At 41.7% G+C, this 25,386-nt stretch carries 26 protein-coding genes and 2 tRNA genes; 26 read left to right on the top strand and 2 right to left on the bottom strand.

The window, feature by feature from the left end:
* The 7 genes from yabN to AC6CIB_RS22770 all read left to right on the top strand — a co-directional run bounded on the left by yabN (position 1) and on the right by AC6CIB_RS22770 (position 4,364).
* Entirely contained in the window at positions 1–1,461 is a 1,461-nt protein-coding gene (gene yabN, locus AC6CIB_RS22800) for a bifunctional methyltransferase/pyrophosphohydrolase YabN (protein ID WP_498284537.1), read from the top strand.
* A 22-nt stretch (positions 1,462–1,483) separates the two neighbouring features.
* Positions 1,484–1,753, top strand: a complete 270-nt coding sequence (locus tag AC6CIB_RS22795; RefSeq protein ID WP_044340650.1) for an RNA-binding S4 domain-containing protein — start codon at positions 1,484–1,486, stop codon at positions 1,751–1,753.
* Between the two features lie 97 nt (positions 1,754–1,850).
* Positions 1,851–2,153 carry a sporulation protein YabP gene (yabP, locus tag AC6CIB_RS22790; protein WP_044340620.1) on the top strand — a complete coding sequence of 101 codons (303 nt, stop codon included), beginning with the start codon at positions 1,851–1,853 and terminating at the stop codon, positions 2,151–2,153.
* Positions 2,150–2,803, top strand: coding sequence for a spore cortex biosynthesis protein YabQ (yabQ, locus tag AC6CIB_RS22785; protein ID WP_498284535.1), 654 nt, complete (start codon positions 2,150–2,152; stop codon positions 2,801–2,803). Before yabP ends, yabQ begins: the two co-directional genes overlap by 4 nt.
* Before the next feature lie 43 nt (positions 2,804–2,846).
* Positions 2,847–3,236: an FtsB family cell division protein gene (locus AC6CIB_RS22780; protein WP_498284533.1), complete on the top strand. Its 390-nt coding sequence runs from the start codon at positions 2,847–2,849 to the stop codon at positions 3,234–3,236.
* 74 nt (positions 3,237–3,310) lie between these two features.
* Positions 3,311–3,739 carry a S1 domain-containing RNA-binding protein gene (locus AC6CIB_RS22775; RefSeq protein WP_324746232.1) on the top strand — a complete coding sequence of 143 codons (429 nt, stop codon included), beginning with the start codon at positions 3,311–3,313 and terminating at the stop codon, positions 3,737–3,739.
* A gap of 154 nt (positions 3,740–3,893) precedes the next feature.
* Complete coding sequence (locus tag AC6CIB_RS22770; RefSeq protein ID WP_498284531.1) at positions 3,894–4,364, top strand: DinB family protein; 471 nt, start codon at positions 3,894–3,896, stop codon at positions 4,362–4,364.
* Between the two features lie 68 nt (positions 4,365–4,432).
* Here AC6CIB_RS22770 and AC6CIB_RS22765 read toward each other — a convergent pair.
* Positions 4,433–4,504 (bottom strand) — tRNA-Glu (locus tag AC6CIB_RS22765).
* Positions 4,505–4,512: 8 nt separating this feature from the next.
* Positions 4,513–4,589 (bottom strand) — tRNA-Met (locus AC6CIB_RS22760).
* Between the two features lie 287 nt (positions 4,590–4,876).
* On the opposite strand from AC6CIB_RS22760, the gene spoIIE reads away from it, so the two are divergent.
* The 19 genes from spoIIE to lysS all read left to right on the top strand — a co-directional run bounded on the left by spoIIE (position 4,877) and on the right by lysS (position 25,065).
* A complete protein-coding gene (spoIIE, locus tag AC6CIB_RS22755) occupies positions 4,877–7,369 on the top strand; it encodes a stage II sporulation protein E (protein WP_498284529.1) in 2,493 nt (830 codons plus the stop codon).
* 96 nt (positions 7,370–7,465) lie between these two features.
* Positions 7,466–8,206 (top strand): VWA domain-containing protein, encoded by a 741-nt coding sequence (locus tag AC6CIB_RS22750; RefSeq protein ID WP_044340612.1) that lies wholly within the window; start codon positions 7,466–7,468, stop codon positions 8,204–8,206.
* Positions 8,175–9,182 carry a serine/threonine protein kinase PrkT gene (gene prkT, locus AC6CIB_RS22745; protein WP_498284557.1) on the top strand — a complete coding sequence of 336 codons (1,008 nt, stop codon included), beginning with the start codon at positions 8,175–8,177 and terminating at the stop codon, positions 9,180–9,182. Before AC6CIB_RS22750 ends, prkT begins: the two co-directional genes overlap by 32 nt.
* A 69-nt stretch (positions 9,183–9,251) precedes the next feature.
* On the top strand, positions 9,252–10,658 hold the full coding sequence (gene tilS / locus AC6CIB_RS22740) for a tRNA lysidine(34) synthetase TilS (RefSeq protein ID WP_498284527.1): 1,407 nt from the start codon (positions 9,252–9,254) through the stop codon (positions 10,656–10,658).
* 3 nt (positions 10,659–10,661) lie between these two features.
* Positions 10,662–11,210 (top strand): hypoxanthine phosphoribosyltransferase, encoded by a 549-nt coding sequence (gene hpt / locus AC6CIB_RS22735; protein WP_034762998.1) that lies wholly within the window; start codon positions 10,662–10,664, stop codon positions 11,208–11,210.
* Between the two features lie 102 nt (positions 11,211–11,312).
* Positions 11,313–13,274, top strand: coding sequence for an ATP-dependent zinc metalloprotease FtsH (gene ftsH / locus AC6CIB_RS22730; RefSeq protein ID WP_498284525.1), 1,962 nt, complete (start codon positions 11,313–11,315; stop codon positions 13,272–13,274).
* A 295-nt stretch (positions 13,275–13,569) separates the two neighbouring features.
* Positions 13,570–14,337, top strand: a complete 768-nt coding sequence (locus AC6CIB_RS22725; RefSeq protein WP_498284523.1) for a type III pantothenate kinase — start codon at positions 13,570–13,572, stop codon at positions 14,335–14,337.
* A 19-nt stretch (positions 14,338–14,356) separates the two neighbouring features.
* Positions 14,357–15,238: an Hsp33 family molecular chaperone HslO gene (gene hslO / locus AC6CIB_RS22720; RefSeq protein ID WP_498284521.1), complete on the top strand. Its 882-nt coding sequence runs from the start codon at positions 14,357–14,359 to the stop codon at positions 15,236–15,238.
* Positions 15,239–15,263: 25 nt separating this feature from the next.
* On the top strand, positions 15,264–16,145 hold the full coding sequence (locus AC6CIB_RS22715; RefSeq protein ID WP_498284519.1) for a peptidylprolyl isomerase: 882 nt from the start codon (positions 15,264–15,266) through the stop codon (positions 16,143–16,145).
* Between the two features lie 276 nt (positions 16,146–16,421).
* Positions 16,422–17,351 carry a cysteine synthase A gene (cysK, locus tag AC6CIB_RS22710; protein ID WP_498284517.1) on the top strand — a complete coding sequence of 310 codons (930 nt, stop codon included), beginning with the start codon at positions 16,422–16,424 and terminating at the stop codon, positions 17,349–17,351.
* 201 nt (positions 17,352–17,552) lie between these two features.
* Positions 17,553–18,956 carry an aminodeoxychorismate synthase, component I gene (pabB, locus tag AC6CIB_RS22705; RefSeq protein ID WP_498284515.1) on the top strand — a complete coding sequence of 468 codons (1,404 nt, stop codon included), beginning with the start codon at positions 17,553–17,555 and terminating at the stop codon, positions 18,954–18,956.
* Complete coding sequence (pabA, locus tag AC6CIB_RS22700) at positions 18,953–19,540, top strand: aminodeoxychorismate/anthranilate synthase component II (protein WP_498284513.1); 588 nt, start codon at positions 18,953–18,955, stop codon at positions 19,538–19,540. Before pabB ends, pabA begins: the two co-directional genes overlap by 4 nt.
* A complete protein-coding gene (gene pabC / locus AC6CIB_RS22695) occupies positions 19,541–20,398 on the top strand; it encodes an aminodeoxychorismate lyase (protein WP_498284511.1) in 858 nt (285 codons plus the stop codon).
* 16 nt (positions 20,399–20,414) lie between these two features.
* A complete protein-coding gene (gene folP, locus AC6CIB_RS22690; RefSeq protein ID WP_498284509.1) occupies positions 20,415–21,236 on the top strand; it encodes a dihydropteroate synthase in 822 nt (273 codons plus the stop codon).
* Positions 21,229–21,588 carry a dihydroneopterin aldolase gene (gene folB, locus AC6CIB_RS22685; protein ID WP_498284507.1) on the top strand — a complete coding sequence of 120 codons (360 nt, stop codon included), beginning with the start codon at positions 21,229–21,231 and terminating at the stop codon, positions 21,586–21,588. The genes folP and folB overlap by 8 nt, the downstream gene beginning before the upstream one ends.
* 1 nt (position 21,589) lies before the next feature.
* Positions 21,590–22,114 carry a 2-amino-4-hydroxy-6-hydroxymethyldihydropteridine diphosphokinase gene (gene folK, locus AC6CIB_RS22680; RefSeq protein WP_498284505.1) on the top strand — a complete coding sequence of 175 codons (525 nt, stop codon included), beginning with the start codon at positions 21,590–21,592 and terminating at the stop codon, positions 22,112–22,114.
* Positions 22,066–22,290, top strand: coding sequence for a helix-turn-helix domain-containing protein (locus tag AC6CIB_RS22675; RefSeq protein WP_498284503.1), 225 nt, complete (start codon positions 22,066–22,068; stop codon positions 22,288–22,290). Before folK ends, AC6CIB_RS22675 begins: the two co-directional genes overlap by 49 nt.
* Before the next feature lie 54 nt (positions 22,291–22,344).
* On the top strand, positions 22,345–23,343 hold the full coding sequence (gene dusB, locus AC6CIB_RS22670; RefSeq protein ID WP_498284501.1) for a tRNA dihydrouridine synthase DusB: 999 nt from the start codon (positions 22,345–22,347) through the stop codon (positions 23,341–23,343).
* Between the two features lie 225 nt (positions 23,344–23,568).
* Entirely contained in the window at positions 23,569–25,065 is a 1,497-nt protein-coding gene (gene lysS, locus AC6CIB_RS22665) for a lysine--tRNA ligase (protein WP_498284555.1), read from the top strand.
* Positions 25,066–25,386: the final 321 nt, after the last annotated feature.

Here is a 25,386-nt window from a genome sequence, read left to right as displayed (position 1 = left end):
ATGCATACAATAACAATTGTTGGTTTAGGTGCAGGAGATATCGAACAGCTCCCATTAGGAGTGTACCGATTAATAAAGAATAGCTCACATCTATACTTACGTACGAAGGAGCATCCAGTCGTAAAGGATTTAATGGCAGAAGGAGTTGAGTTTCACTCCTTCGATGCTGTATATGAAAAGCATGATCAGTTCGACCACGTGTATGAAGAAATTGTATGTGAGCTGGTTTCGAAATCTGAAAAGCATTCAATCGTCTATGCCGTGCCGGGTCATCCATTAGTGGCTGAAAAGGCTGTTCAAATGCTTCTGGACCTTCAGGAAGAAGGAAAAATACAAGTGTCGATTGGCGGTGGTCAAAGCTTCATTGATGCTCTGTTTGCTTCTGTCGGAGCGGACCCGATCGATGGCTTTCAGCTATTGGACGGTACGAGCTTAAAGCTTCAAGACATTCATATGAATCAACAGCTTATCATCGGACAGGTCTATGATGCCTTTATCGCTTCTGAGGTGAAGATTACCCTGATGGAGCTCTATCCATATGATTATGAAGTCATGCTTGTCACAGCGGCTGGCAGTAAGGAAGAGAAGGTGGATAGAATCCCGCTGGTTGAACTTGATCGTGTGGCCCACCTCAGTAATTTAACAAGCTTGTATGTCCCGGCTGTGAAAGAAATGGCATCCACTTATAAACAATATGCAACATTAAGAGAGATCATCTCGACACTAAGGGGACCGAATGGGTGTCCTTGGGATAAAGAGCAAACGCATCATTCCCTCAAGAAATACTTACTCGAAGAAACGTACGAGTTACTGGAAGCCATTGAGGAAGATGATATTGATCATATGATTGAAGAGCTGGGGGATGTCCTGCTCCAGGTCATGCTCCATGCCCAAATAGGTGAGGATGAAGGAATGTTCACCATGGAGGAAGTGATTGAAAGTCTTGCTTCCAAAATGGTCCGAAGACACCCTCATGTATTTGGTTCGGTTCAAGTAGAAAATACGGAACAAGTGAAAGCGAACTGGGATGAAATCAAGAAGCAAGAAAAGCCGGTTGAACATGAACCGATGCTTAAGAACGTTGCCAAAGGAATGCCGGCTCTCATGAAGGCATACGAATACCAGAAGAAAGCCGCAAAAGTAGGCTTTGATTGGCCAGACCCACTAGGTGCCTGGGAAAAAGTATGGGAAGAATTAAAGGAATTTGAAAACGAGGTCGAGAATAATAGTGAAAACCATATCAAAAAAGAATTTGGAGATATTTTATTCGCACTTATCAATGTGGCCAGATTCTATAAGATATTTCCAGAGGAAGCCCTGTCTATGACCAATACAAAATTTTACCGCCGCTTTTCTTATGTGGAGGAACAGGTTTTGAAAACGGGGAAGGGCTTTGAGGATTTCACTTTAGAAGAATTAGACCAATATTGGAACGAAGCCAAAAAGATGAATATCGAATAAGGGGAAATGAATAATGGTATCCATGAGATTAGATAAATTTTTAAAAGTATCAAGACTGATTAAAAGAAGAACGATGGCTAAAGAAATTGCCGACCAGGGCCGTATAACAGTGAATGGGCTGCAAGCAAAAGCGAGCTCTAACGTGAAGGTCGGAGACGAATTAAGCGTGAGGTTTGGTCAAAAGATTATGAGGGTAAAGATAGAAAGGCTTCTTGAAACAACCAAAAAAGAAGAAGCGAGTGGACTTTATTCCGTACTTTCAGAAGAAAGAGTTCAAGAAGAAACGGAATAAGGATTACATAGTAAGAGGCTCTATTTTGGTTCTATTTTTCTCCCAAAAACATAAACATAGTTACAAAGCTTGTACTATGGGAATGTGAGGGATGGGTATGAATCAATATTATGATGGAAACAAAGATAAAACGACTTTTCAAGAACATGACGTCATGATGAGGGGCCGCAAGCTTCTTGATATCACGGGTGTTAAACAGGTGGAAAGCTTCGATAATGAAGAGTTTCTACTTGAAACCGTAATGGGCTTTTTGTCTGTCAGAGGTCAAAATCTACAAATGAAAAATTTAGACGTGGACAAAGGCATCGTCTCCATTAAAGGAAAGGTGTTTGATCTCGTTTACCTGGATGAACAAAATGGGGAGAAGGCTAAAGGCTTCTTTAGCAAGCTGTTTCGATGACACTCTCAACCCAGTTCTACACCATGCTTTCCATGATCGGAATGGGAGCTTTATTTGGTGCGACATTAGACACGTACAATCGGTTCTTAAACCGGTCTGAAAGAAAACGGTGGCTAGTATTCTTAAACGATATGATGTTTTGGGTATTACAAGCCCTATCGATTTTTTATATTTTATTTGTCGTCAATTTTGGTGAGATTCGTTTTTATATTTTTATCGCTTTGCTGTGTGGCTTTGCTGGTTATCAGGCCCTCATCAAGCAGCTTTATCTTGCCTTTTTGGAACGGGTGATCTTATTTTTTATCTCCCTTTATAAATTTGGTGTGAAAATGGTGAAAAAATTAATTTATTCACCGATAAAATGGATAATTGTGCTTCTCATTACCATGGTTTTATCTGTAGGAAAGGGGCTCTTATCCGTCATAATATTCCTATTAAAGGTAATCTGGAAGGTGTTACAATGGGCGATTAAACTCGTAACGGCTCCAATATGGTGGATATTAAAGAGTATTTGGAATTTATTGCCGAAAAATCTTACAAAAAGAGTCGAGAAGTTATATAATAAAGTGGCAGGAATTTTTAAAGCATATATCAAAAAAGTATATAGAGTGGTAGAAAAGTTCAAAAAGAAACCTAAAGACAAAGAATAGGGCTTAAGGCTTTGCCACTCCATATTGTAAAGGAGGTTTGGGAATGAGAAAAAACGTGACACCAATGGAAAATGAATATGTTCGTCATCAGGAGCATATGCATCATTCGTCTTCTAAGAGAAAAAAACGTTTGGTCCGTCGATTAGCAGTATTTTTAGTTTTAGTATTGGCAATTAGTGGATTTTTAATTTCGACTCTCATTTCCAGAGCCCAGGTTTTAGAAGATAAACGTACTGAAAAAGCACAATTAGAAAAAAAGTTAGAACATCTAAAAGATAAGCAAACCGCGTTGGAAGAAGAGATTGTAAAGCTTAACGACGACGAATATATAGCCAAACTGGCGCGCCGGGATTACTTTTTATCAGATGAAGGTGAGATTATTTTCAACATACCTGATCCAGATAAAGAGAAAGAAGAAGAGGTGTCTTATTGACACCCTTTTTTTTAATTGGCTATAATATATAATAAGGTTTATCTTTTATCATTTTAAGGAGGAGCATTTCTTTTATGTCAATCGAAGTAGGCAGCAAGTTACAGGGTAAGGTAACAGGTATTACAAATTTTGGAGCGTTCGTGGAATTATCGGAAGGTTCAACTGGTTTAGTACACATTAGTGAAGTTGCAGACAACTATGTTAAGGATATTAACGAACACCTTAAAGTTGGCGACGAAGTAACAGTTAAGGTTATTAATGTTGAGAAAGATGGAAAGATCGGTTTGTCCATCCGTAAAGCGAAAGAGCAACCACAACGCCCGCAGCGCCCTCAGCGTCCTCAACGCCCGCGTAATAATAATAACAAACAGAACGACACACGCACTAAAGAGAGTTTCGAACAAAAGATGGCACGTTTCTTGAAAGACAGTGAGGATCGTTTATCATCTTTAAAGAAAAATACTGAGTCTCGTCGTGGTGGAAAAGGGGCGAAAAAAGGTTAACTTGCTGTCTATTAACTCATATAGCAGGTTGTGAACGGAAAACAGGCATACTCATAAGGATGAGTGTGCCTGTTTTTTTATATAGTGTAGAAAGGAAAACGACCTGCCCCCATCGAATAAAATAGTCTTAACTAATTTTATGGAGGCAGCCATTATGAAAATAGAACAGATAATCGATCATCATGAATCGTTCAAGCTGTGGCTTAATGAATTGAAAAAGATCAATGATAAAGAGTGGTTTCAGCCAATGGAGGAAAGTAAGTGGTCGATTGCTGCAAATGTTTCTCACATGATCAAATGGGACCAATATTCAATAGGAGAGATTCTCCCAAGGGTTTCAGAAGGAGCGCAACTGTCTCCTTTTCCGGATTTTCAACGTTTTAATAGAGAAGCTGAAGAATATGCACATGACGTAGTAAATAAGGAAGCTTTGATTGAAGAAGGGATCAAAACACGCGAATCGATTATAGCTTATGTAAATCGTTTATCTGATGATGATTTACAACATTCGTTCTCAATAGGAGATCAAAACTTTACACTTGAAGAGTTTTTTGAAGACTTTATCGGTCATGATAAACATCACCTGGAGCAAATTGAAGAAGTGGTATCTGCAGAAAAAACGTGATGTGCCTCTTCATGCGAAAAAAGCTGAATATAAAAAAGACTATCGTTTATGATAGTCTTTTTTTTCTATGACCCGTACGGGATTCGAACCCGTGTTACCGCCGTGAAAGGGCGGTGTCTTAACCGCTTGACCAACGGGCCTTGAAATATGGTAGCGGCGGAGGGGATCGAACCCCCGACCTCACGGGTATGAACCGTACGCTCTAGCCAGCTGAGCTACACCGCCATATTTATGCACCTTTTAGGCACAAAATCTATGATACATAGAAAGAATTATCTTGTCAATATAGTCTAATAAAGAATTTGTCAAAATTCCCTTAAGCATAGTCGCATAGGCGTTTAGGACGAAAAAAGTTAAAAAGAAGAATGGATTCGATTAGAATATTCTGAATATTTTACCGGAATCCATAGAAAGTCGTCGAAACTTTCTCGGTATGCATTCCCTCATTTTGACAAAGTTTTAATCTTGTACCATTTATACTTAACAAAAACGAAATGGGGAGTGTTTCATACATGGGGAAAGCCGATCAGTCGATCATAGAACCTGTTCAGAACGTGGACATTGAACACACTAGGGTGGAACTATCCAAAAGAATGAAGTCTATTTATTCGAAACTGGAGTGGCTGTTCGTAGAAAAGGGGATTGCCTTATTCGTTATCGGATTTTTATTAGGAAGAGCGTTAATCCTTTCACATTTAACGCCGTTTGCACTGCCGTTCTTTGCCTCTGTTTACCTTATTCGAAGAGAGAAATCTCCCATTGCACTAATCGGATTGCTTGCAGGAGCTCTCACCTTATCTCTTCCTAGTATCAGTTATACGTTTGTCAGTGCGGTAATATTCCTATTAGCGTTTCGATTGTCTCAGAAATATCACAAGAATAATTTGAGAGTCGTCGCTTTTTATGTCTTCTTCACAGTCATGGCAGCAAAGCTTTCATTCGATTATATCCAGCAAGGACAAGCACTGACGGTGTACAACGGAGTAATGGCGTTAATAGAAGCGAGCCTTGCCTTTCTTTTAACGTATATTTTCATTCAAAGTGTACCTCTTGTAACCGTTCAGCGTAGAAGGAAATCGCTGAAAACAGAAGAAGTGGTCAGTCTGATCATTCTATTAGCATCTATCATGACAGGTACAATTGGATGGTCTGTATACAATCTGTCTGTGGAACATGTGTTATCAAGATACTTAGTGCTGCTGTTTTCCTTTATAGCAGGGGCTACAGTGGGCTCCACAGTAGGGGTTGTTACTGGGCTTGTTTTCAGTTTAGCCAACGTTTCTAGCTTTTATCAAATGAGCTTGCTTGCTTTCTCGGGGCTTCTGGGCGGACTTATGAAAGAAGGAAAGAAATTCGGAGCAGCAATCGGTTTGTTAATCGCTACTTTATTAATGGGAATGTACGGAGAAACAGATACGGTTATAACGAAAACCTTATATGAATCGGGGGTAGCGATTTTACTCTTATTTTTAACCCCTCAAAGTTTAACGTCTAAAATTGCCAAGCATATTCCGGGAACAGCAGAATATCAGCAGGAACAACAGGGATATATGCGCAGAGTGAGAGATGTGACCGCTAATAGGGTCACGCAGTTTTCCTCGGTGTTTCAAGCTTTGTCCAATAGTTTTCAACAAATAGAAGACCGATTTGAAGAGGAGGAAGACAAAGAGTTTGATTATTTCTTAAGCAATGTGACAGAGAAAACATGTCAAACCTGTTTTAAGAAAGATCAGTGCTGGGCCCGGAATTTTGATAAAACTTATAATCTGATGAAAGATGTCATGACCGAGTATGATCAGGGCCGTGTCCCCCTGTCTCCAAAACTTGCTAGAGAAGTAGAGAAGCATTGTACGAGAGAGAAAAAACTGAAAGAAACAATATATCAGGAGCTGACCTTCTATCAAGCGAATCTAAAATTAAAGAAACAGGTCCAGGAAAGCAGGAAACTGGTCGCCGATCAATTACTTGGAGTATCAGAGGTGATGGGGAACTTCGCGAAAGAAATTCAAAGAGAAAGGGAGAATCATCATATTCAGGAAGAACAAATTTTATCGAGTATCGGAGAGTTTGGAATCGAGATTGAAAACATTGAAATCTATAATCTGGAACAAGGAAATGTCGATATAGACATGACCATGCCTTATTGCGGGGGACATGGACAGGGTGAAAAGCTGATTGCCCCGATGCTATCGGATATATTAGGTGAAAATATCATTGTTCAAAAGGAGGAGTGTGCTCAATTTCCGAACGGTCAATGTCATGTGACTTTCCAATCTGCCAAGAAATTTATAGTGGATACCGGAGCTTCTCATGCAGCGAAAGGGGGAGGACTGGTATCAGGAGACAGCTACTCGATGATTGAATTAGGAAGGGGAAAATATGCTGTTGCGATTAGTGACGGGATGGGGAACGGAGAACGGGCTCACTATGAAAGCAATGAAACGCTGAGGCTTTTGAAAAAGATACTGGAATCTGGGATTGAAGAGCAGGTAGCGATCAAATCCATCAACTCGATTCTATCTCTCAGAACGAATGATGAAATTTTCTCCACATTGGATTTAGCCATGATCGATCTACAGAATGCGTCATCGAGATTCTTAAAAATTGGTTCAACCCCAAGCTTCATTAAGCGGGGAGATAAAATCATCAAGGTAGAGGCAAGCAATTTACCCATGGGGATGCTTCAGCAGGATTTCGATGTGGATGTCGTGTCTGAGCAGTTAAAAGCAGGAGATCTTCTCATTATGATGAGTGATGGTGCCTTTGAAGGCCCGAAACATGTAGAAAATTATGATCTCTGGATGAAGAGGAAAATAAAGGAACTGGAAACGGAGGAACCACAAGAAGTGGCCGATATTCTAATGGAGGAAGTGATCAGGTCGAGCTCCGGCTTAATAGAAGATGATATGACCATTGTGGTGTCAAAAATCAAACATAATATACCGAAATGGTCGTCTATCCCTGTGCAAAAATCGAAAACGAAGGATAAAAAGAGAATTTCCTAGGACGTATATTTACCCTATAAAAATAGTTAACTAGAGTATAAATCCCTCCTTATTCGGCGAAGATGGTAACAACTTTAGAATGAGGAGGGGAGTCTGATGAAGCCAGGTACACTTCGTCAAATTCTATTAATTACGGATGGTTGCTCAAATCAAGGTGAAGACCCAATTGCGATGGCGGCTCTTGCGAAGGAGCAGGGAATCTCAGTTAACGTCATTGGGGTCATGGATAATGATGTAATAGATGATAATGGAATGCAGGAAATTGAAGGAATTGCTCTATCGGGGGGTGGAGTAAGTCAGATTGTATATGCCCAACAGCTTTCTCAAACCGTACAAATGGTCACGCGTAAAGCGATGACACAAACCTTGCAGGGGGTTGTAAATAAAGAGCTGAAGCAAATCCTCGGTAAATCCGCATCCATGGAGGAACTTCCTCCCGAACAACGCGGGGAGGTCATGGAGGTTGTCGATGAACTGGGAGAATCCGTTGATATGGAAGTGTTGATTCTTGTCGATACGTCTGCGAGTATGAAGCATAAGCTTCCTACAGTTAAGGAAGCCTTATTAGATCTGTCATTGAGCCTGAATGCAAGAATGGGTGATAATAAATTTTCCGTCTTTGTATTTCCCGGGAAACGACAAGATGTCGAAAAATTGCTGGATTGGACACCAAAACTCGAAACATTGACGAGTATATTCTCGAAGTTGTCTCCAGGTGGAATTACTCCAACAGGTCCCGCGATCTCAGAAGCTATCACCCACTTTAAGAAAAAACGTTCATTAAGGGGATTGCTCTCTCGTGGCGATGATGAACAATACTTCGAAGAAACCATTTAATTTTCCACCTGGAACAGTTATAAGAGGAAAATGGTATAAGCAGATCTACACCATTGTAAAAGAATTAGGGTATGGTGCGAACGGGATCGTCTACCTAGTACAAGATTCGTCTGGATATCAGGCGTTAAAAATGAGTGACAGCAATGTATCCATTACCTCGGAAGTGAATGTATTAAAGTCTTTCTCTAAGGTCCAAGGTGCTCCCCTTGGGCCAAAGCTTCTTGATGTGGATGATTGGGAGTATCGGGGACAGAAAGTACATTTTTACGTGATGGAATATATTCAAGGTACTGACTTGCTGTCGTTTGTTCAATCGAAAGGATTTTCGTGGACTGGTGTACTCATTGCTCAGCTCCTGACAGATCTGGAGCGAATTCATAAGGAAGGATGGGTATTTGGGGATTTAAAACCTGAAAACTTGATCGTCACTGGACCTCCTTACCGAATTCGCTGTATTGATGTTGGGGGAACCACGATCAATGGGCGGGCAATCAAAGAGTTTACGGAGTTTTTTGATAGAGGATACTGGGTGGGGGGATCGCGAAGAGCCGAACCTTCTTATGATCTTTTCTCTGTGGGGATGATCCTCATTAATTTAGCCTATCCAGGGCGTTTCACGAAGGCGGGAAACGGGAATATGCAACAATTAAGGCAGGCGATCGGTTCTAAAGACCAATTGAAAAAGTTTGAAGGGACGATCCTGGATGCCTTAGAAGGGAAGTTTCAATCCGCCAGTGATATGAGGGTCAGCCTCCTGAATGGACTTTCTCACTCTCAGCCAGTACAGCAGCCCAAATCGAAACCTAAAGTCAGTAGACCTGTTTCAACGAGCTCTCATGTAAGTTCATCCGTTACCCATACAAGCAGATATCAAAATCATCGAAATAAGAAATCAAGTCACTTTCTTGAGACTGTGCTCGTAGTAATGATTATTTCGTTATTATATGTTTTGTATATCTATGGAGAATTGATGTAGCGTAAGAGTGTGAGAATTCAGTAGGTATTGATACAATGGGGAAAATGGTTTCAAGGAAGAGGAAGCGTTATGTTAGAGCAAACGATTAAAAGGTTTATTCAAGACCATCGGTTGATTAAAAAAGGAGATCGGATTGTTGTGGCAGTGTCAGGAGGCCCTGATTCCTTAGCACTGCTCCATTTTCTTAATTCGCACAAAGCTGAGTGGGAAGTAGAAGTCATGGCGGCTCATCTTGATCATATGTTCAGAGGAGACGAATCCTATCAGGAACTCTTGTTCGTCAAAGAATACTGCAATAAGCGAAACATCCCTTTTTACGGTGAAAGAGTGGATGTATCAATGGAGATCGAGCGGACGAATGGAAGTTTGCAGGAAATGGCACGTCAAATTCGCTATACGTTTTTAATGGAGATTATGGAAAAGGCATCTGCTACGAAATTAGCTCTTGGTCATCATGGGGATGATCAAGTAGAAACCATCCTGATGAAGATGACAAGAGGAGCATCCGGAGCTAGCAGAGCTGGGATTCCCTTGAAACGATCCATTGCTGCAGGTTTGATCATACGGCCATTTCTCTCTGTTACAAAAGAGCATATAGAGACGTATTGTGAAAGGCACGATCTAAACCCGAGGAGAGACCCCAGTAATCTGAAGGAAGATTATACTAGGAACCGGTTCAGAAAAAAGGTTCTTCCTTTTTTAAAAAAAGAGAATCCTCATGTTCATCTCCAATTTCAACGATTTAGTGAAGAATTGGCAGAAGATGAGGCATATTTAGAGGAATTAACAAGGGATAAGTTGAATAAGGTATGGAATAACTCTGAGGATTTCTCCTCTTTACATATCGATGGTTTTCTTGAAATGCCTCAGCCTTTACAAAGAAGAGGGATTAATCTAATATTAAACTATCTTTACAAACTTAGACCATCTTCCTTATCGTCTATACATATTTACGATGTATTGGGTATATTAAAAGGAAAAACGCCTAATGCCAGCTTGGATTTACCAAAAGGGCTTAAGGTAACAAGGGCGTATCATACATGTTATTTTCATTTTGGGGAATTAGCGTTAACCGAAGCTCCTTATTGTCACGAGATACAGGTTAATGAAACGCTTGAACTCCAAGGTGGATATCAGTTCCTTCTTTATTTTTCTTCCTCGTTAGCAGAGGATCGTACCAGTGATAGGATTTACATTGATCCGGACAAGGTTACCCTGCCTTTATATGTGCGTACGAGAAAGAGCGGAGATCGAATGAAAGTGAAGGGGTTGGAAGGCTCAAAGAAGCTTAAGACACTCTTTATTGACGAAAAAGTTCCTGTTCACCTCCGTGACGAGTGGCCGATTGTAGTGGACGCAGATAACCACATACTTTGGGTTCCGGGAATGAAAAAGTCTAATTACGATTTGGGAGAAGAGCAAGAAAATAGTTTAGTACTACAATTTAAGAGCAATCATCTTCTAGGAGGCAGTTGAACATTGTTAAATCAAGATATTGAAAAAGTGTTAATTTCAGAAGAAGAACTTCAAGAAAAGATTAAAGCATTAGGTGCACAATTAACAGAGGAATATCAAGACCGTTTTCCTTTGGCAATTGGAGTTTTAAAGGGTGCCATGCCATTCATGGCTGACCTTTGTAAACGTATGGATACGCATATGGAAATGGATTTCATGGATGTATCCAGCTACGGGAACTCTACTGTCTCTTCAGGGGAAGTAAAGATTGTGAAAGATTTAGATACAAAAGTGGAAGGTCGGGATATCCTGATCATTGAAGATATCATCGACAGTGGTCTAACATTAAGCTACTTAGTGGAGCTATTCCGTTATCGTAAAGCGAAATCGATCAGCATTGTCACTCTGCTTGACAAGCCGACTGGACGTAAAGCAGATATCAAAGCGGACTACGTGGGCTTTATTGTTCCTGACGAGTTCGTCGTCGGATATGGTCTTGATTACGCTGAAAGATACCGTAATCTGCCGTATATCGGAGTTTTAAAACCAAGAGTGTATACAACAGGAGAATAGGTATAATCTAAAGAGGAATCTTGTAAGTGCAATTTGTTGTAATGCCATGATTTTCTATGATACTATTTTACTTAGTTTGTTTACCGTGGGAGGAGGTAAGGGATGAACCGGATCTTTCGAAACACCATATTCTATTTACTAGTCTTTTTAGTGATTATAGGTGTGGTGAGTTATTTCAGTAACAACAACGAGCCAACCAAAAATATCGAGTACAGTACGTTTATTAATAACCTTGAAGACGGAGACGTTTCTTCTTTTTCAATTCAGCCTGGCAGAGGCGTTTATGAAGTAAAAGGACAGATGGAAGGGGCTAAAGAAGGAGAGTACTTCTTAACCTATGTCCTTACTACAGATGGAAAGTTAATGGAGAAGATCAATACGGCAGCATCAGAGCAAGGAATTGATGTGGAAGTATTACAAGCCAAAGAAACAAGCGGCTGGGTATCTTTCTTTACAACGATCATTCCATTTGTCATTATCTTTATTCTGTTCTTCTTCTTACTTAACCAAGCTCAAGGCGGCGGAAGCCGTGTCATGAACTTTGGGAAAAGTAAAGCAAAGCTATATAGCGAAGAGAAGAAGAAAGTTCGCTTTAATGATGTAGCTGGAGCAGATGAAGAGAAGCAAGAACTTGTAGAGGTAGTGGAATTCTTAAAGGATCCCCGCAAATTCTCTGAAGTGGGTGCCCGTATTCCAAAGGGTGTCCTTCTAGTAGGACCTCCAGGTACAGGTAAAACCTTACTTGCACGAGCAGTGGCTGGAGAAGCAGGAGTTCCTTTCTTCTCAATCAGTGGTTCCGACTTCGTTGAAATGTTTGTCGGTGTCGGTGCATCTCGTGTACGTGATTTATTCGAAAATGCGAAGAAGAATGCACCTTGTATCATTTTCATTGATGAGATTGATGCAGTCGGTCGTCAACGTGGAGCAGGTTTGGGTGGAGGTCACGATGAGCGTGAACAAACCCTTAACCAGTTACTAGTTGAAATGGACGGTTTTGGCGCAAACGAAGGTATTATCATCGTTGCTGCAACAAACCGACCAGACATTCTGGATCCTGCATTGTTACGTCCAGGACGTTTCGACCGTCAAATTACAGTTGATCGTCCTGACCTTAGAGGACGTGAAGCAGTTCTTAAAGTTCATTCGCATAATAAACCGCTTGATGATTCAGTGGATCTAAAAGCGATTGCGATGAGGACACCAGGCTTCTCTGGAGCCGATTTAGAAAACCTTCTGAACGAAGCAGCACTTGTGGCAGCTCGTGAGGATAAGAAGAAAATCGATATGCGTGATATTGATGAAGCAACAGACCGTGTCATTGCAGGTCCTGCGAAGAAGAGCCGCGTCATATCTGAAAAAGAACGTAAGATCGTGGCATTCCACGAAGCGGGTCACACCGTTATTGGATTAGTCCTTGATGAAGCCGATATGGTACATAAGGTGACCATCGTTCCTCGTGGGCAAGCAGGCGGATATGCCGTTATGCTTCCGAAAGAAGATCGTTACTTTATGACGAAGCCTGAGCTCCTTGATAAGATTACCGGTTTACTTGGTGGTCGTGTAGCAGAGGAAATCATCTTCGGTGAAGTATCAACCGGTGCTCACAATGACTTCCAACGTGCAACTGGAATTGCCCGTAAAATGGTCACTGAATATGGTATGAGTGATAAGCTTGGACCACTTCAGTTCGGTCAATCTCAAGGTGGTCAAGTGTTCTTGGGACGCGACATCAATAGTGAGCAAAACTACTCAGATGCTATCGCATACGAAATTGACTTAGAAATGCAGCGTCTAATTAAAGAGAGCTATGAGAGAGCGAAGCGAATTCTTACTGAGAATCGCGACAAGCTTGAACTCATTGCGAAAACATTATTAGACATCGAAACATTAGATGCGGCGCAAATCAAACATTTAATGGATCACGGTAAACTACCGGAACGTATCTATGAATCCGACCAGGAAAATAGTGACGTGAAAGTAAATATCCAAAAGAAAAATGAAGAAACTGTGATCGAAGAAGATACGGCTTCAAAAGAAGACGATTCTGATTCTGATCGCACGTAAATAGAGGGGATGCATCCAGTGATGGGTGCATCCTTTTTGTTTTAGGCAGATGTGGGCTCGCCTTTTGCTCATCGGGTCTGACCAGCCGGTTCCGCTTTTGTACTCATCCAGATCCGGCGGTTAGACCCTCGAGGTCATAAGGCGATCACACCAAAAAGGAAAAGAGCGCCTTTCCGTTGTAATCGCCTTATGCATGTCGGGTCTGACCAAACCGCCTCCGCTTTTGTACCTATTCTAAATAAATTATGGTATGATGTTGGCAGTGTGAAAACAATTGGCTTAGTAGGTGAGGATATTGATTTTTGTAATGGATGTAGGGAATACCAATATTGTGTTTGGTGTGTATGAAAATGACCATTTAAAATATCATTGGAGAGCTGAAACGAATCGACATAAAACGGAAGATGAGTTTGGGATGCTTGTGAAGAATCTGTTCGAGCATGTGAAGCTGACGTTTGCCGAGATTGACGGAATCATCATTTCCTCCGTTGTCCCTCCAATTATGTTTAGTTTGGAACGTATGTGTGAGAAGTATTTTAATATTACTCCGCTCGTCGTTGGGCCTGGTATTAAAACCGGTTTAAATATCAAGTATGAAAATCCAAGGGAAGTCGGAGCGGATCGAATCGTAAATGCTGTCGCTGGTATTCACGAATACGGTGGTCCTCTCATTATTGTCGATTTCGGTACAGCGACGACGTATTGCTATATCAATGAGGAAAGACAATATATGGGTGGAGCGATCGCCCCTGGTATAGGCATTTCAACGGAAGCCCTGTATTCGAAGGCGGCTAAATTGCCAAGAATTGAAATTGCCCGTCCTGAACACATCATTGGAAAGAATACCGTAACCGCTATGCAAGCAGGTATTCTCTATGGATATGTTGGACAAGTAGAAGGTATCGTTCAAAGAATGAAAGCGCAAAGTAAGAAGGAACCAACAGTCATTGCAACAGGAGGATTAGCTACATTGATTTCGAAAGAATCCAACAGCATTGACGTCGTAGATCCTTTCCTGACATTAAAAGGATTAAAATTAATTTACAAGAGAAACATGAACTAAAGTGAAAGGAGCTTCAACCATGAGCGACTATTTAGTAAAAGCGTTAGCCTATAATGGTCAGGTGCGTGCTTATGCAGTAAAAAGCACGGATACGGTAGGAGAAGCACAAAGAAGACATGGAACATGGCCTACTGCATCAGCGGCATTAGGCAGAAGCATTAGTGCCGGAGTGATGATGGGGGCTATGCTAAAAGGAGAAAATAAATTAACGATCAAAGTAGAGGGCGGAGGCCCGATCGGCGCCATTCTTGTAGATAGTAATGCAAAAGGGGAGGTCAGGGGATATGTGACCAACCCGCATGTACACTTCGATTTAAACGAGCAAGGGAAGCTAGATGTCCGTCGTGCAGTTGGTACAACCGGAACGTTATCCATTGTAAAAGATATCGGAATGAGGGATCATTTCTCCGGTCAGGTTCCGATTGTTTCAGGAGAACTTGGAGAAGACTTCACGTATTATTTCGTCACTTCAGAACAGGTACCTTCTTCTGTAGGGGTAGGTGTGCTAGTGAACCCTGACAATTCAATTCTTGCAGCAGGTGGATTTATCCTGCAGCTAATGCCCGGAACGGATGATGAAACGATTACGAAGATTGAGGAGCGCTTAGCTAAAATCCCTCCGATCTCTAAATTAATCGAAAAGGGACTCTCACCTGAGGAGGTATTAGAAGAAGTGCTTGGAGAAGGGGAAGTCAAAGTACTTGAAACGCTTCCGGTGGCATTTAAATGTCAGTGTAGTAAAGATCGTTTTTCAAATGCCATCATCAGCTTAGGGGAGCAGGAAATTCAAGAAATGATTGATGAAGATGGAAGTGCAGAAGCAAGCTGTCACTTCTGTAATGAAACTTATGTATTTTCTAAAGAAGAATTAGAAGAACTGAAAGCAAACGCGAAGCAGTAAATCAATTTCAGGGAGAATGGGAGAAATGAGAATTAAACGGTCTGTACTGATGGTTACGGTTGGGGTACTACTTGTCACAAACATCATTACACTCGTGTGGAATCGATCTTCCGGGGTAAGTGGAGCTCCCGAAGTCGTGGCAACGGTTGGCGGAAAGTCAATTACCCGAGAGGACTGGTTGTATTCCCTTGAGCAAAAACATGGCAAAGAAGAGCTGAAGGCCCTGATCAATCAACAAGTGATTGACCATTTAGCGAAAAAATATGATATCTCCGTTTCAGATAAAGAAGTAGAGCAGGAATATTATTTCATACAATCTGTTTATAATGCGTACGATGAAGAAGATCTTGAAGATGAAGATTCACTAAAGACTCAAATCAGGTCTGAATTGTTATTAGAGGAGCTCCTCACGAAGGATGTCCAAGTACCTGAAAAAGAGTTGAAGAGTTTCTATAATCAAAACGAGCATCTGTACTCTATTTCTAAAATGTATAAGCTGAAGCAGTTGAAGGTGGCTGATCAATCAGAAGCAGCACAAGCATTGGAAGAACTCGAAGCTGGATCGGACTTTGAAGCATTGGCCATGGAGCGTTCAAGTGATGAGCAAAGTGCTCATTTAGGGGGAGATATTGGGTATGTTCCTCTGGATGGAGATTTCCTATCTTCAGAAGCGTCAGAAGAAATAGAGTCTCTATCTCCAGGTGAATGGACAAAACCGATTCAGCAGGATTCAGAGTACGTTATTTATTATGTAGAGGATGTTTTGAAAGAAAGACATTTTTCGTTTAAAGACGTAAAATCTCAAATTCGAAGACAAATTGCTTTAGAGCAAGTAGAGACGCCTCTGCAGCCCGAGTCCTTTTGGAAAGAGGTTGAAGTGGACTGGTTTTACGGAAAACAGAACTAGAGGGGGCTGGCCTATTAAAGGTCAGCTTCTTTTTACATAGAGAGACACTTTTTAACGAAACATAGGATAATTGAAGTATGCAGACATATAACCTAGAGTAGATGCATTTTGGTCACATCCGACAAGCATAAAGAGAGCATGAGGGATGGATGATACTCCTACAACCAGGATCGTTGGGGTGAACATTGTGTATGCTTTTTAATTGACAAATTTATTGAATATTGTTACATTTTTATAAAACCAACAAATTTACTTGGAATTAGGAGTGATGAATGAATGGTGAGAGTAGCCAATTCAATTTCGGAATTAATAGGTCAGACTCCAGTGGTAAAACTGAATCGATTAGTAGATGAAAATAGTGCAGATGTTTACTTGAAATTAGAATATATGAACCCGGGAAGCTCTGTAAAAGATCGTATCGCATTAGCAATGATTGAAGCAGGGGAAGAAGCAGGTACGATTAAACCCGGGGATACGATTGTTGAGCCAACGAGTGGAAATACGGGTATCGGTTTAGCGATGGTAGCTGCCGCAAAAGGATACCGTACGTTACTGGTCATGCCTGACACAATGAGTATGGAGAGACGCAACCTGTTACGTGCATACGGCGCAGAATTAGTATTAACACCAGGAGCAGAAGGAATGGGAGGGGCCATTCGCAAAGCTGAAGAGTTAGCGAATGAAAAAGGCTACTTCATGCCTCAGCAATTCAAAAATGAAGCCAACCCTCAAGTTCATCGAGAATCAACCGGACCTGAGATTATCGAGCAAATGGGTGATCAATTGGATGCCTTCATTGCAGGGATTGGAACAGGCGGGACGATTACAGGCGCGGGGGAAGTGCTGAAGAAACATTACCCATCAATCGAGCTATATGCCGTAGAACCGTCAGATTCACCTGTATTATCAGGAGGAAAGCCTGGTCCTCATAAAATCCAAGGAATCGGTGCCGGATTTATCCCTGATATTTTAGATACAGAGGTATATAACCATGTCATTCAAGTTGAAAAAGATTCGGCCTTCGACTATGCAAGAAGAGCAGCTAAAGAAGAGGGGATCCTGGGCGGGATTTCTTCTGGAGCAGCCATCTATGCAGCCATTGAAGTGGCGAAAAAGTTAGGAAAAGGTAAGAAAGTACTGGCGATTATTCCTAGTAACGGAGAACGCTATTTAAGTACTCCTCTTTACCAATTTGATGAAGAATAATAATAAGTGCCGGATCCTGAAGAATGAACTCTTCAGGATCCGTTTTTTGTTGATCTGTTGAAATTTTCATTGGAAAAGTCCCCTTCAAAATCAATCCATTCTCCACCATCTCCCTCACATAATTTCAAGTTTTTAACGATGAAACCTTCCTGAAGTTCATGTATCATGAAAGTAGATAAAGAATAGGAGTGTGAAGGGTTAGTGCAGCACCTATATTTTCATAAAAACCATTCAACCAAAGAACAATTTTTTGCAGCATACGAACAGCTTAGTCAACATCAGCCACATCATATTTTGTTAGAAAGTGGACGGGGTGGACGATATAGCGTTGCTGGACTTAAACCTGACGTCATTTTACAAAGTGTTCCTGAAGGTTTGTGCATACAAGACTCTTCTGGAGTGGAAACGATAAATGGAGACCCGTTGATTCAAATGGAGAGATGGATGATGCCGCTTAGGAGAGAAAGAAGAGGAGATCTCCCTGATTTTCAAGGGGGCGTAATCGGGTTTCTTAGTTATGATTATGCAAGAAAGATTGAGAGGCTTCCCGCTTTGGGCCAAAATGATCTGGAGATTCCGGACCTTTATTTCTATTACCTGCAGGAATGGGTGGTCTTCGATCATCAGGAAAATAGTTTGTGGACGATGATTCTTTCCGATAAAGAACCAGAAACGGCTGAGAAGAAGCTTGCCAAATGGACATCCACTTGGACAAAAGCCCTCTCCCAGATTAAAGTGGATGTAAAAGATCCTGTACACCATGAGACGGCAAGCATTGAGGTATCCATGGATGAGAGAGAATTCTCAGAGGCCGTAAAACAAATCCAATCCTATATCTCTCAGGGTGATGTGTTTCAGGTGAATTTATCTGTCCGGCAATCTCAAGAATTGAAGGCTGAACCCTACACGGTTTATAAAAAGCTTAGGGAATTAAACCCCTCCCCTTATATGAGTTATATTCAAAGCCCGGACTTTCAAATTGTCTCCGGGTCACCGGAACTGCTGGTAAAGAAAAAAGGAACGGAAGTAAGCACAAGACCGATCGCAGGCACACGCTCCAGGGGGAAAGATGCTGAAGAGGATGAAAAACTTGCTCTTGAGCTGATCAATAATGAAAAAGAAAGAGCCGAGCACGTGATGCTTGTGGATTTGGAACGAAATGACTTAGGCAAGGTTTGCCAATACGGGACAGTTGAAGTGAATGAGTTTATGGTCATTGAAAAATACTCCCACGTCATGCACATTGTTTCAAATGTAAGAGGAACACTAGATGAAACTAAAACGGGAGCGGATCTAATTCGATCTGTTTTTCCTGGTGGAACCATTACCGGAGCCCCTAAGGTGAGAACGATGGAAATCATTGAAGAACTCGAGCCGGTTAGAAGAGGGATTTACACAGGATCCATTGGCTGGATTGGCGTCAATGGAGATATGGAATTGAATATCGTCATTCGAACGATGCTTGTGAAAGAAGGAAAAGCCCATATTCAAGCGGGAGCGGGAGTCGTGATTGATTCCAATCCTAAATACGAATACAAAGAATCCTTAAAGAAAGCGAAAGCCCTTTGGGTAGCGAAAGCCATGGCGGAAGGAGAAACCCTATGATTCTCATGATTGATAACTACGATTCATTCACCTATAATCTTGTGCAATTTTTAGGAGAGCTAGGGGAAGAGCTGGTCGTAAAACGAAATGACGAGATTACCTTAGCTGAAATTGAGGCATTGTCGCCCGACTACTTAATGATCTCCCCAGGACCATGCAGCCCGAATGAAGCGGGTGTGAGCCTGGAGGCGATCCGTACTTTTGCGGGCAAGATACCAATTTTCGGCGTTTGCCTGGGTCACCAATCGATTGCCAAGGTTTTCGGAGGCGATGTTGTTCGTGCTGAACGGTTAATGCACGGAAAGGTCTCACCCATGCTCCATGATGGGAAAACCATTTTCAAAGACATGCCCAATTTTTTCAAAGCAACCAGATACCATTCTCTGATTGTAAAAAGAGAAACCCTTCCTGGATGCTTTGATATTTCTGCCGAAACAAAAGAAGGGGAGATCATGGCGATCCGACATAAACAGCTGCCAATCGAAGGGGTGCAGTTCCATCCTGAATCCATCATGACGGAACAAGGAAAACAGCTGCTCCTTAACTTTTTAGCGACTTATAAAAAAATCGAGATGGTTTTATAAATGTACCTATATCTTAACGGTGAAATCGTTCATGCATCAGAGGCTGTCATTTCCCCATTCGATCACGGATATTTATATGGGTTGGGTGTGTTTGAAACCTTTCGAACGTATGATGGTCATCCGTTTTTACTAAAGGATCACTTGAAGAGGCTTTCTCATGGATTAAAGGCATTGAATATTGCGGCGGACCTGGATGAAGAAAAGATTAGGAATGCAATAACAACACTTTTAGATAAAAATGGCTTGAAGGATGCATATTGCCGGTTCAATGTTTCCGGTGGGCCAGGTGAGATAGGTTTACAAACGACTCCCTATGAGGATGCGACGGTGATTCTTTTTCAAAAAGAATTACCTCCTTCTTTGCCATTAAAAGAAAAAGAAGGTGTGTTGCTTCAGTTAAGAAGAAACACACCGGAAACCGGTGAACGTTTGAAATCCCATCATTACCTGAACAATATGGCGGCTAAACGGGAAATTGGACCATCTCCTTACCGGGAAGGAATATTCCTTACAAAGGAAGGCCATCTCTGTGAAGGAATAACATCCAATCTATTCTGGGTAAAAGACGCAGAATTGTATACACCAGCTGTAGAGACTGGGCTGTTAAACGGGATAACACGTCAGTTCATCCTTGCCCTTGCAAATCGAATGCAAATGCCGGTGCGGATAGGGATGTTCGGGAAAGAGCAATTACTGGATGCTCAAGAAGTTTTCTTTACGAATTCTGTGCAAGAGATCATACCAGTAAACAGATTCGGCACTATGAATTTCCCTGGCCGAAACGGAGAGTATGCAGGGCTGTTTCATGATCAGTACAGGAAGTATACAGGACAGTTGAATTCAATAGAGGAATTATAGCAGGGGGAGTCGTGCAATGAAGTGCGGAAAATACGAACTTAATTTTTCAGATAAAACCCTTATTATGGGGATATTAAATATCACCCCAGATTCATTCTCGGACGGTGGTTCGTTCATTGAATTGGACCGGGCTGTAGAGCGTGCTAAAGAAATGGTTGAGAAGGGGGCAGACATCATTGATATCGGCGGAGAGTCTACTAGACCCGGACACAAGGTTGTGCCTGCTGATGAAGAAATTTCACGAGTCGTGCCCATTATAAAAGCGATATCACAGGAAGTAAACGTACCGATCTCTATAGACACGTATAAGGCAGAGACGGCCCGAAAAGCTCTGGAAGCAGGGGCTAGTATCATTAACGACGTATGGGGTGCGAAAATGGATCCTGACATGGCAGGTGTTGCTGCGGAATCGGGTGCTCCTATCATTCTTATGCATAACCGGGGTGATCAAGAGTACCGCCATTTCGTTAGGGATGCGATACAAGATCTACAAGAAAGCATCTTTCTAGTAAGAGAAGCTGGTGTACGGGATGACCAAATCATCCTCGACCCAGGAATCGGGTTTGCCAAAACAGTACAATTAAACATAGACATGATGAGACATCTGGATGTCATTGTTTCTCTCGGTTATCCGGTCCTCCTGGGAACGTCACGGAAGTCTATAATTGGACATGTCCTCGATCTTCCCGTAGAGGAACGGTTGGAAGGAACGGGTGCCACGGTATGCTACGGAATTCAAAAAGGGTGTCACATCGTACGTGTTCATGATGTAAAGGAAATGGCACGCATGGCGAAAATGATGGATGTCTTAGTTGGAAAGGAGAAATTGTATGGATAAGATTCTATTGAACGAAATGGAGTTTTACGGCTATCATGGTGTATTTCAAGAAGAAAACAAACTTGGACAACGTTTTCGTGTTAGTGTAGAGTTGCATTTAGATTTAAAGAAGTCCGGTCAAAGTGATCAGCTTGAGGACTCCGTAAACTATGCGGAGATCTATTCCATCACCAAATCTGTTGTCGAGGGAGAACCGAAGAATTTAGTGGAGGCGGTCGCTGAAGACATTTCTTCCCGGATCTTAGAAACATTCCAAGTCGTAGAGAGCTGTAAAATTACACTAATCAAGCCTGATCCACCTATTCCTGGACATTACCAATCGGTGGCAGTGGAGATTAATAGGAGTCGATAGGATGAATACTGCATACATTTCCCTTGGTTCCAATATGGGGGACAGGGCGGGTTATTTAGAAAAAGCCATAAACATCTTAGGCAGTCATGGTAAGATAGAGGTAGCGAAACGATCCTCTATGTATGAAACAGATCCAGTAGGATTTACAGAACAAGGTAAATTTTTGAATATGGTCATCGAAATTCGTACCATTCTAAGTCCAGAAACTCTATTACATCAGTGCTTGCAGGTGGAAATCGACCTTGGAAGAGAAAGGGAGTTCAAATGGGGTCCGCGAATAATAGACCTTGACATTTTACTCTATAATCACGAAAATATTGAATCGGATAATCTTCTCATTCCTCACCCAAGGATGCAAGAAAGAGCATTTGTGTTAATCCCGTTATTAGAGGTTGCTCCACATTTAGAGCATCCGTCTTTTAATGCCCCGTTCGTTGAATTTCTGGACGAAATACCTGACAAAGAAGGAGTTCGGTTATGGAAACAGATAAATGGGGAAGACGCATTCGTGCATTCAGAAAGCTGAAAGGGTATACTCAGGAAGGGTTAGCTAAGGAATTAGCCATCTCCGTTTCTGTCCTGGGAGAAGTTGAAAGAGGTAGTCGAATACCGAAAGAAGATTTCTTAGTGAACGTTGCAGAAGTGCTGAACATCCCGCTACAGGATCTCATCCCGCAGGATGATTATGACCGTAGTGAGTGAATGTCCACATAGTCGAGTAATATATAGATAGGAAATGAATAAGGAGGTAAGAGTTTGCTACAAATAGGCAATATCAAAATGGACAATCAGGTTGTCCTTGCCCCGATGGCAGGTGTGTGTAACTCAGCATTCCGTTTAACGGTTAAAGAGTTTGGAGCAGGAATGGTTTGTGCTGAGATGATCAGCGACAAAGGGATCGTCTTACAAAATGAAAAATCATTGAACATGCTTTATATCGATGAAAGAGAGTACCCATTAAGCTTACAAATCTTCGGTGGAGAAAAAGACACCCTTGTGCAGGCAGCACAATTTGTCGATAAAAATTCCAACGCTGATATTATCGATATCAATATGGGTTGTCCGGTACCAAAGATCACGAAATGTGATGCAGGTGCTAAATGGTTACTGGATCCGAACAAGATTTATGAAATGGTAGCGGCTGTGGTTGATAAAGTGGATAAACCTGTAACGGTTAAAATGAGAACAGGCTGGGACGATGATCACATTTATGCAATCGAAAACGCGAGAGCCGTTGAACGTGCCGGCGGACAAGCGGTTTCTTTACACGGTCGTACACGTGTACAAATGTATGAAGGTACGGCTGATTGGGATATCATCCGTCAGGTTAAGCAATTCGTGAACATCCCTGTTATCGGGAACGGTGACGTGAAGACACCGCAAGACGCAGAACGTATGCTGAACGAAACAGGTGTTGATGGAGTCATGATCGGTCGCGCTGCTCTGGGTAACCCGTGGATGATCTACCAAACCGTTAAGTATCTTGAAACAGGTGAACATGTACCAGAACCTGGCGTAAGAGAAAAAATGGACGTATGTAAGCTTCACTTAGATCGTCTAATCGCGCTTAAAAATGAAAACATCGCGGTTAGAGAAATGAGAAAGCACGCTGCATGGTACCTAAAAGGAATCCGTGGAAACGCAAAAGTACGTAACCAAATCAACGAATGCGATACAAGAGCAGAGTTGGTTGGAGTGCTTGATCAACTAGTAGAAGAAGCGGAAGCGAAAGAAAGTCAAGTGAATGCCGGTTAATTCACCCGTGTTTCCTTTTATGTTATCCTAGAAAAGGCTGGAACCAATACGTGACATTGTCACAAAGTTGGATCGGCCTTTTTTAGATTTTTTTATATGTTTTCACGCACCAAAGTACGTTTCTGAAATAACTCATACTTTAGGGGTGTTACAAACATAGATATTGTGTAAAATAGTATGGTATATCATCGTATTAGTCTAGCAAAGCAAGTAGATAGAATAGGAGTGAAACACATGAGTCACGAAGAAATCAATGACCAGCTTCGAGTCAGACGCGAAAAAATGGAGGCTATCCGTGATAAAGGACTGGATCCATTCGGTAAACGCTATGATCGTACACACAGTTCATCCGAGATCAAATCTCAATTCGATGAATTTTCTAAAGAAGAACTAGAAGAGAAAGACATCGCTGTAACCATCGCAGGTCGTATCATGACAAAGCGTGGAAAAGGGAAAGCGGGATTCGCTCACCTGCAGGACTTAGCTGGACAAGTCCAAATCTATGTTCGTAAAGATGCCATTGGTGAAGAAGCATACGAACTATTCAATACAGCAGACCTTGGAGATATCGTAGGGGTTACAGGTACAATATTCAAAACAAAGGTAGGAGAGCTTTCAGTAAAAGCGAAAGAATTCCACCTTCTAACGAAAGCACTGCGCCCGCTGCCTGAAAAGTTCCATGGTTTAAAAGACGTAGAGCAGCGCTACCGTCAACGTTACCTTGACCTCATTACGAGCCAGGAGAGCAAAGAGACGTTCATCGCCCGCAGTCGTATCATCCAGTCCATGAGAAGATACCTGGACAACAACGGGTACTTAGAAGTTGAAACACCGATGATGCATGCCATTGCCGGGGGAGCATCTGCCCGTCCATTCAATACACATCACAACGCTCTTGATATGCCATTATTCATGCGTATCGCAATCGAGCTTCATTTAAAGCGTCTTATCGTCGGTGGACTTGAAAAAGTATACGAAATCGGACGTGTATTCCGTAACGAAGGTGTGTCAACAAGACATAACCCTGAGTTCACGATGATTGAGCTTTACGAAGCATACGCAGATTACCGAGATATCATGGCTCTTACTGAAAATCTTGTAGCTCATATTGCAAAGGAAGTATTCGGCTCTACTACCGTTCAGTATGCAGACTATGAAATTAACCTAGAGCCGGAGTGGACACGTCTTCATATGGTGGACGCGGTTAAAGAACAAACTGGTGTGGATTTCTGGAAAGAAATGTCCGATGAAGAAGCTCGTGCCCTTGCGAAAGAACACGGCATCGAAATCAAAGACAATATGCAATATGGTCACGTGGTAAATGAATTCTTCGAACAAAAAGTAGAAAATAAGCTTATTCAGCCAACATTTATCTATGGTCACCCGGTGGAGATTTCTCCACTTGCTAAGAAAAACGATGAAGATCCACGATTCACAGATCGCTTTGAGTTATTCATCGTAGGCCGTGAACATGCGAATGCCTTCACCGAGCTTAATGATCCAATCGATCAAAGAGAACGTTTTGAAGCGCAATTGAAAGAAAGAGAAGAAGGAAATGACGAAGCCCACATGATGGATAATGATTTCATCGAGGCTCTTGAATATGGTATGCCGCCAACAGGTGGTCTTGGTATCGGTATCGACAGACTTGTGATGCTGTTAACCAACTCTCCATCTATTCGGGACGTTTTACTATTCCCATTAATGCGTCATCGTGATTAATTGTGTGAAGAACAGCAGTGGCATAGTGCCGCTGCTATTTTTTCGAATTATAACTATATGTATGGAAGATAATAATTTGGTGAAACAATGATGTTAATTGCCTTTTAGGTCTAAAGGTACCTTTTGTATTACGGTATAAAGAATGGATTTAATGCCTTTTGCCTTATATTGAATATATAACGAAAAACATTAAAAAATCTCTTGCGCCCAGATATGGAAGGTGGTATAGTATTATCTGTTGCCGCAAAAAGGTGACAAACGCAATAAAAACTTTTAAAAAAGTTATTGACTTAAACGGGTCGATAATGTAATATTTAAAAG

Source organism: Rossellomorea sp. GQ25 (genome assembly GCF_059758515.1).
Note: the sequence above shows the minus strand (reverse complement) of the source record. Positions and strands in the feature narration are given on the sequence as shown.

Excerpts from the sequence above, each read along its gene's own strand:
- yabN (WP_498284537.1), top strand. The coding sequence starts at position 1 with ATGCATACAATAACAATTGTTGGTTTAGGTGCAGGAGATATCGAACAG.
- AC6CIB_RS22795 (WP_044340650.1), top strand. The coding sequence starts at position 1,484 with ATGAGATTAGATAAATTTTTAAAAGTATCAAGACTGATTAAAAGAAGA.
- yabP (WP_044340620.1), top strand. The coding sequence starts at position 1,851 with ATGAATCAATATTATGATGGAAACAAAGATAAAACGACTTTTCAAGAA.
- yabQ (WP_498284535.1), top strand. The coding sequence starts at position 2,150 with ATGACACTCTCAACCCAGTTCTACACCATGCTTTCCATGATCGGAATG.
- AC6CIB_RS22780 (WP_498284533.1), top strand. The coding sequence starts at position 2,847 with ATGAGAAAAAACGTGACACCAATGGAAAATGAATATGTTCGTCATCAG.
- AC6CIB_RS22775 (WP_324746232.1), top strand. The coding sequence starts at position 3,311 with ATGTCAATCGAAGTAGGCAGCAAGTTACAGGGTAAGGTAACAGGTATT.
- AC6CIB_RS22770 (WP_498284531.1), top strand. The coding sequence starts at position 3,894 with ATGAAAATAGAACAGATAATCGATCATCATGAATCGTTCAAGCTGTGG.
- spoIIE (WP_498284529.1), top strand. The coding sequence starts at position 4,877 with ATGGGGAAAGCCGATCAGTCGATCATAGAACCTGTTCAGAACGTGGAC.
- AC6CIB_RS22750 (WP_044340612.1), top strand. The coding sequence starts at position 7,466 with ATGAAGCCAGGTACACTTCGTCAAATTCTATTAATTACGGATGGTTGC.
- prkT (WP_498284557.1), top strand. The coding sequence starts at position 8,175 with ATGATGAACAATACTTCGAAGAAACCATTTAATTTTCCACCTGGAACA.
- tilS (WP_498284527.1), top strand. The coding sequence starts at position 9,252 with ATGTTAGAGCAAACGATTAAAAGGTTTATTCAAGACCATCGGTTGATT.
- ftsH (WP_498284525.1), top strand. The coding sequence starts at position 11,313 with ATGAACCGGATCTTTCGAAACACCATATTCTATTTACTAGTCTTTTTA.
- hslO (WP_498284521.1), top strand. The coding sequence starts at position 14,357 with ATGAGCGACTATTTAGTAAAAGCGTTAGCCTATAATGGTCAGGTGCGT.
- AC6CIB_RS22715 (WP_498284519.1), top strand. The coding sequence starts at position 15,264 with ATGAGAATTAAACGGTCTGTACTGATGGTTACGGTTGGGGTACTACTT.
- cysK (WP_498284517.1), top strand. The coding sequence starts at position 16,422 with ATGGTGAGAGTAGCCAATTCAATTTCGGAATTAATAGGTCAGACTCCA.
- pabA (WP_498284513.1), top strand. The coding sequence starts at position 18,953 with ATGATTCTCATGATTGATAACTACGATTCATTCACCTATAATCTTGTG.
- pabC (WP_498284511.1), top strand. The coding sequence starts at position 19,541 with ATGTACCTATATCTTAACGGTGAAATCGTTCATGCATCAGAGGCTGTC.
- folP (WP_498284509.1), top strand. The coding sequence starts at position 20,415 with ATGAAGTGCGGAAAATACGAACTTAATTTTTCAGATAAAACCCTTATT.
- folB (WP_498284507.1), top strand. The coding sequence starts at position 21,229 with ATGGATAAGATTCTATTGAACGAAATGGAGTTTTACGGCTATCATGGT.
- folK (WP_498284505.1), top strand. The coding sequence starts at position 21,590 with ATGAATACTGCATACATTTCCCTTGGTTCCAATATGGGGGACAGGGCG.
- AC6CIB_RS22675 (WP_498284503.1), top strand. The coding sequence starts at position 22,066 with ATGGAAACAGATAAATGGGGAAGACGCATTCGTGCATTCAGAAAGCTG.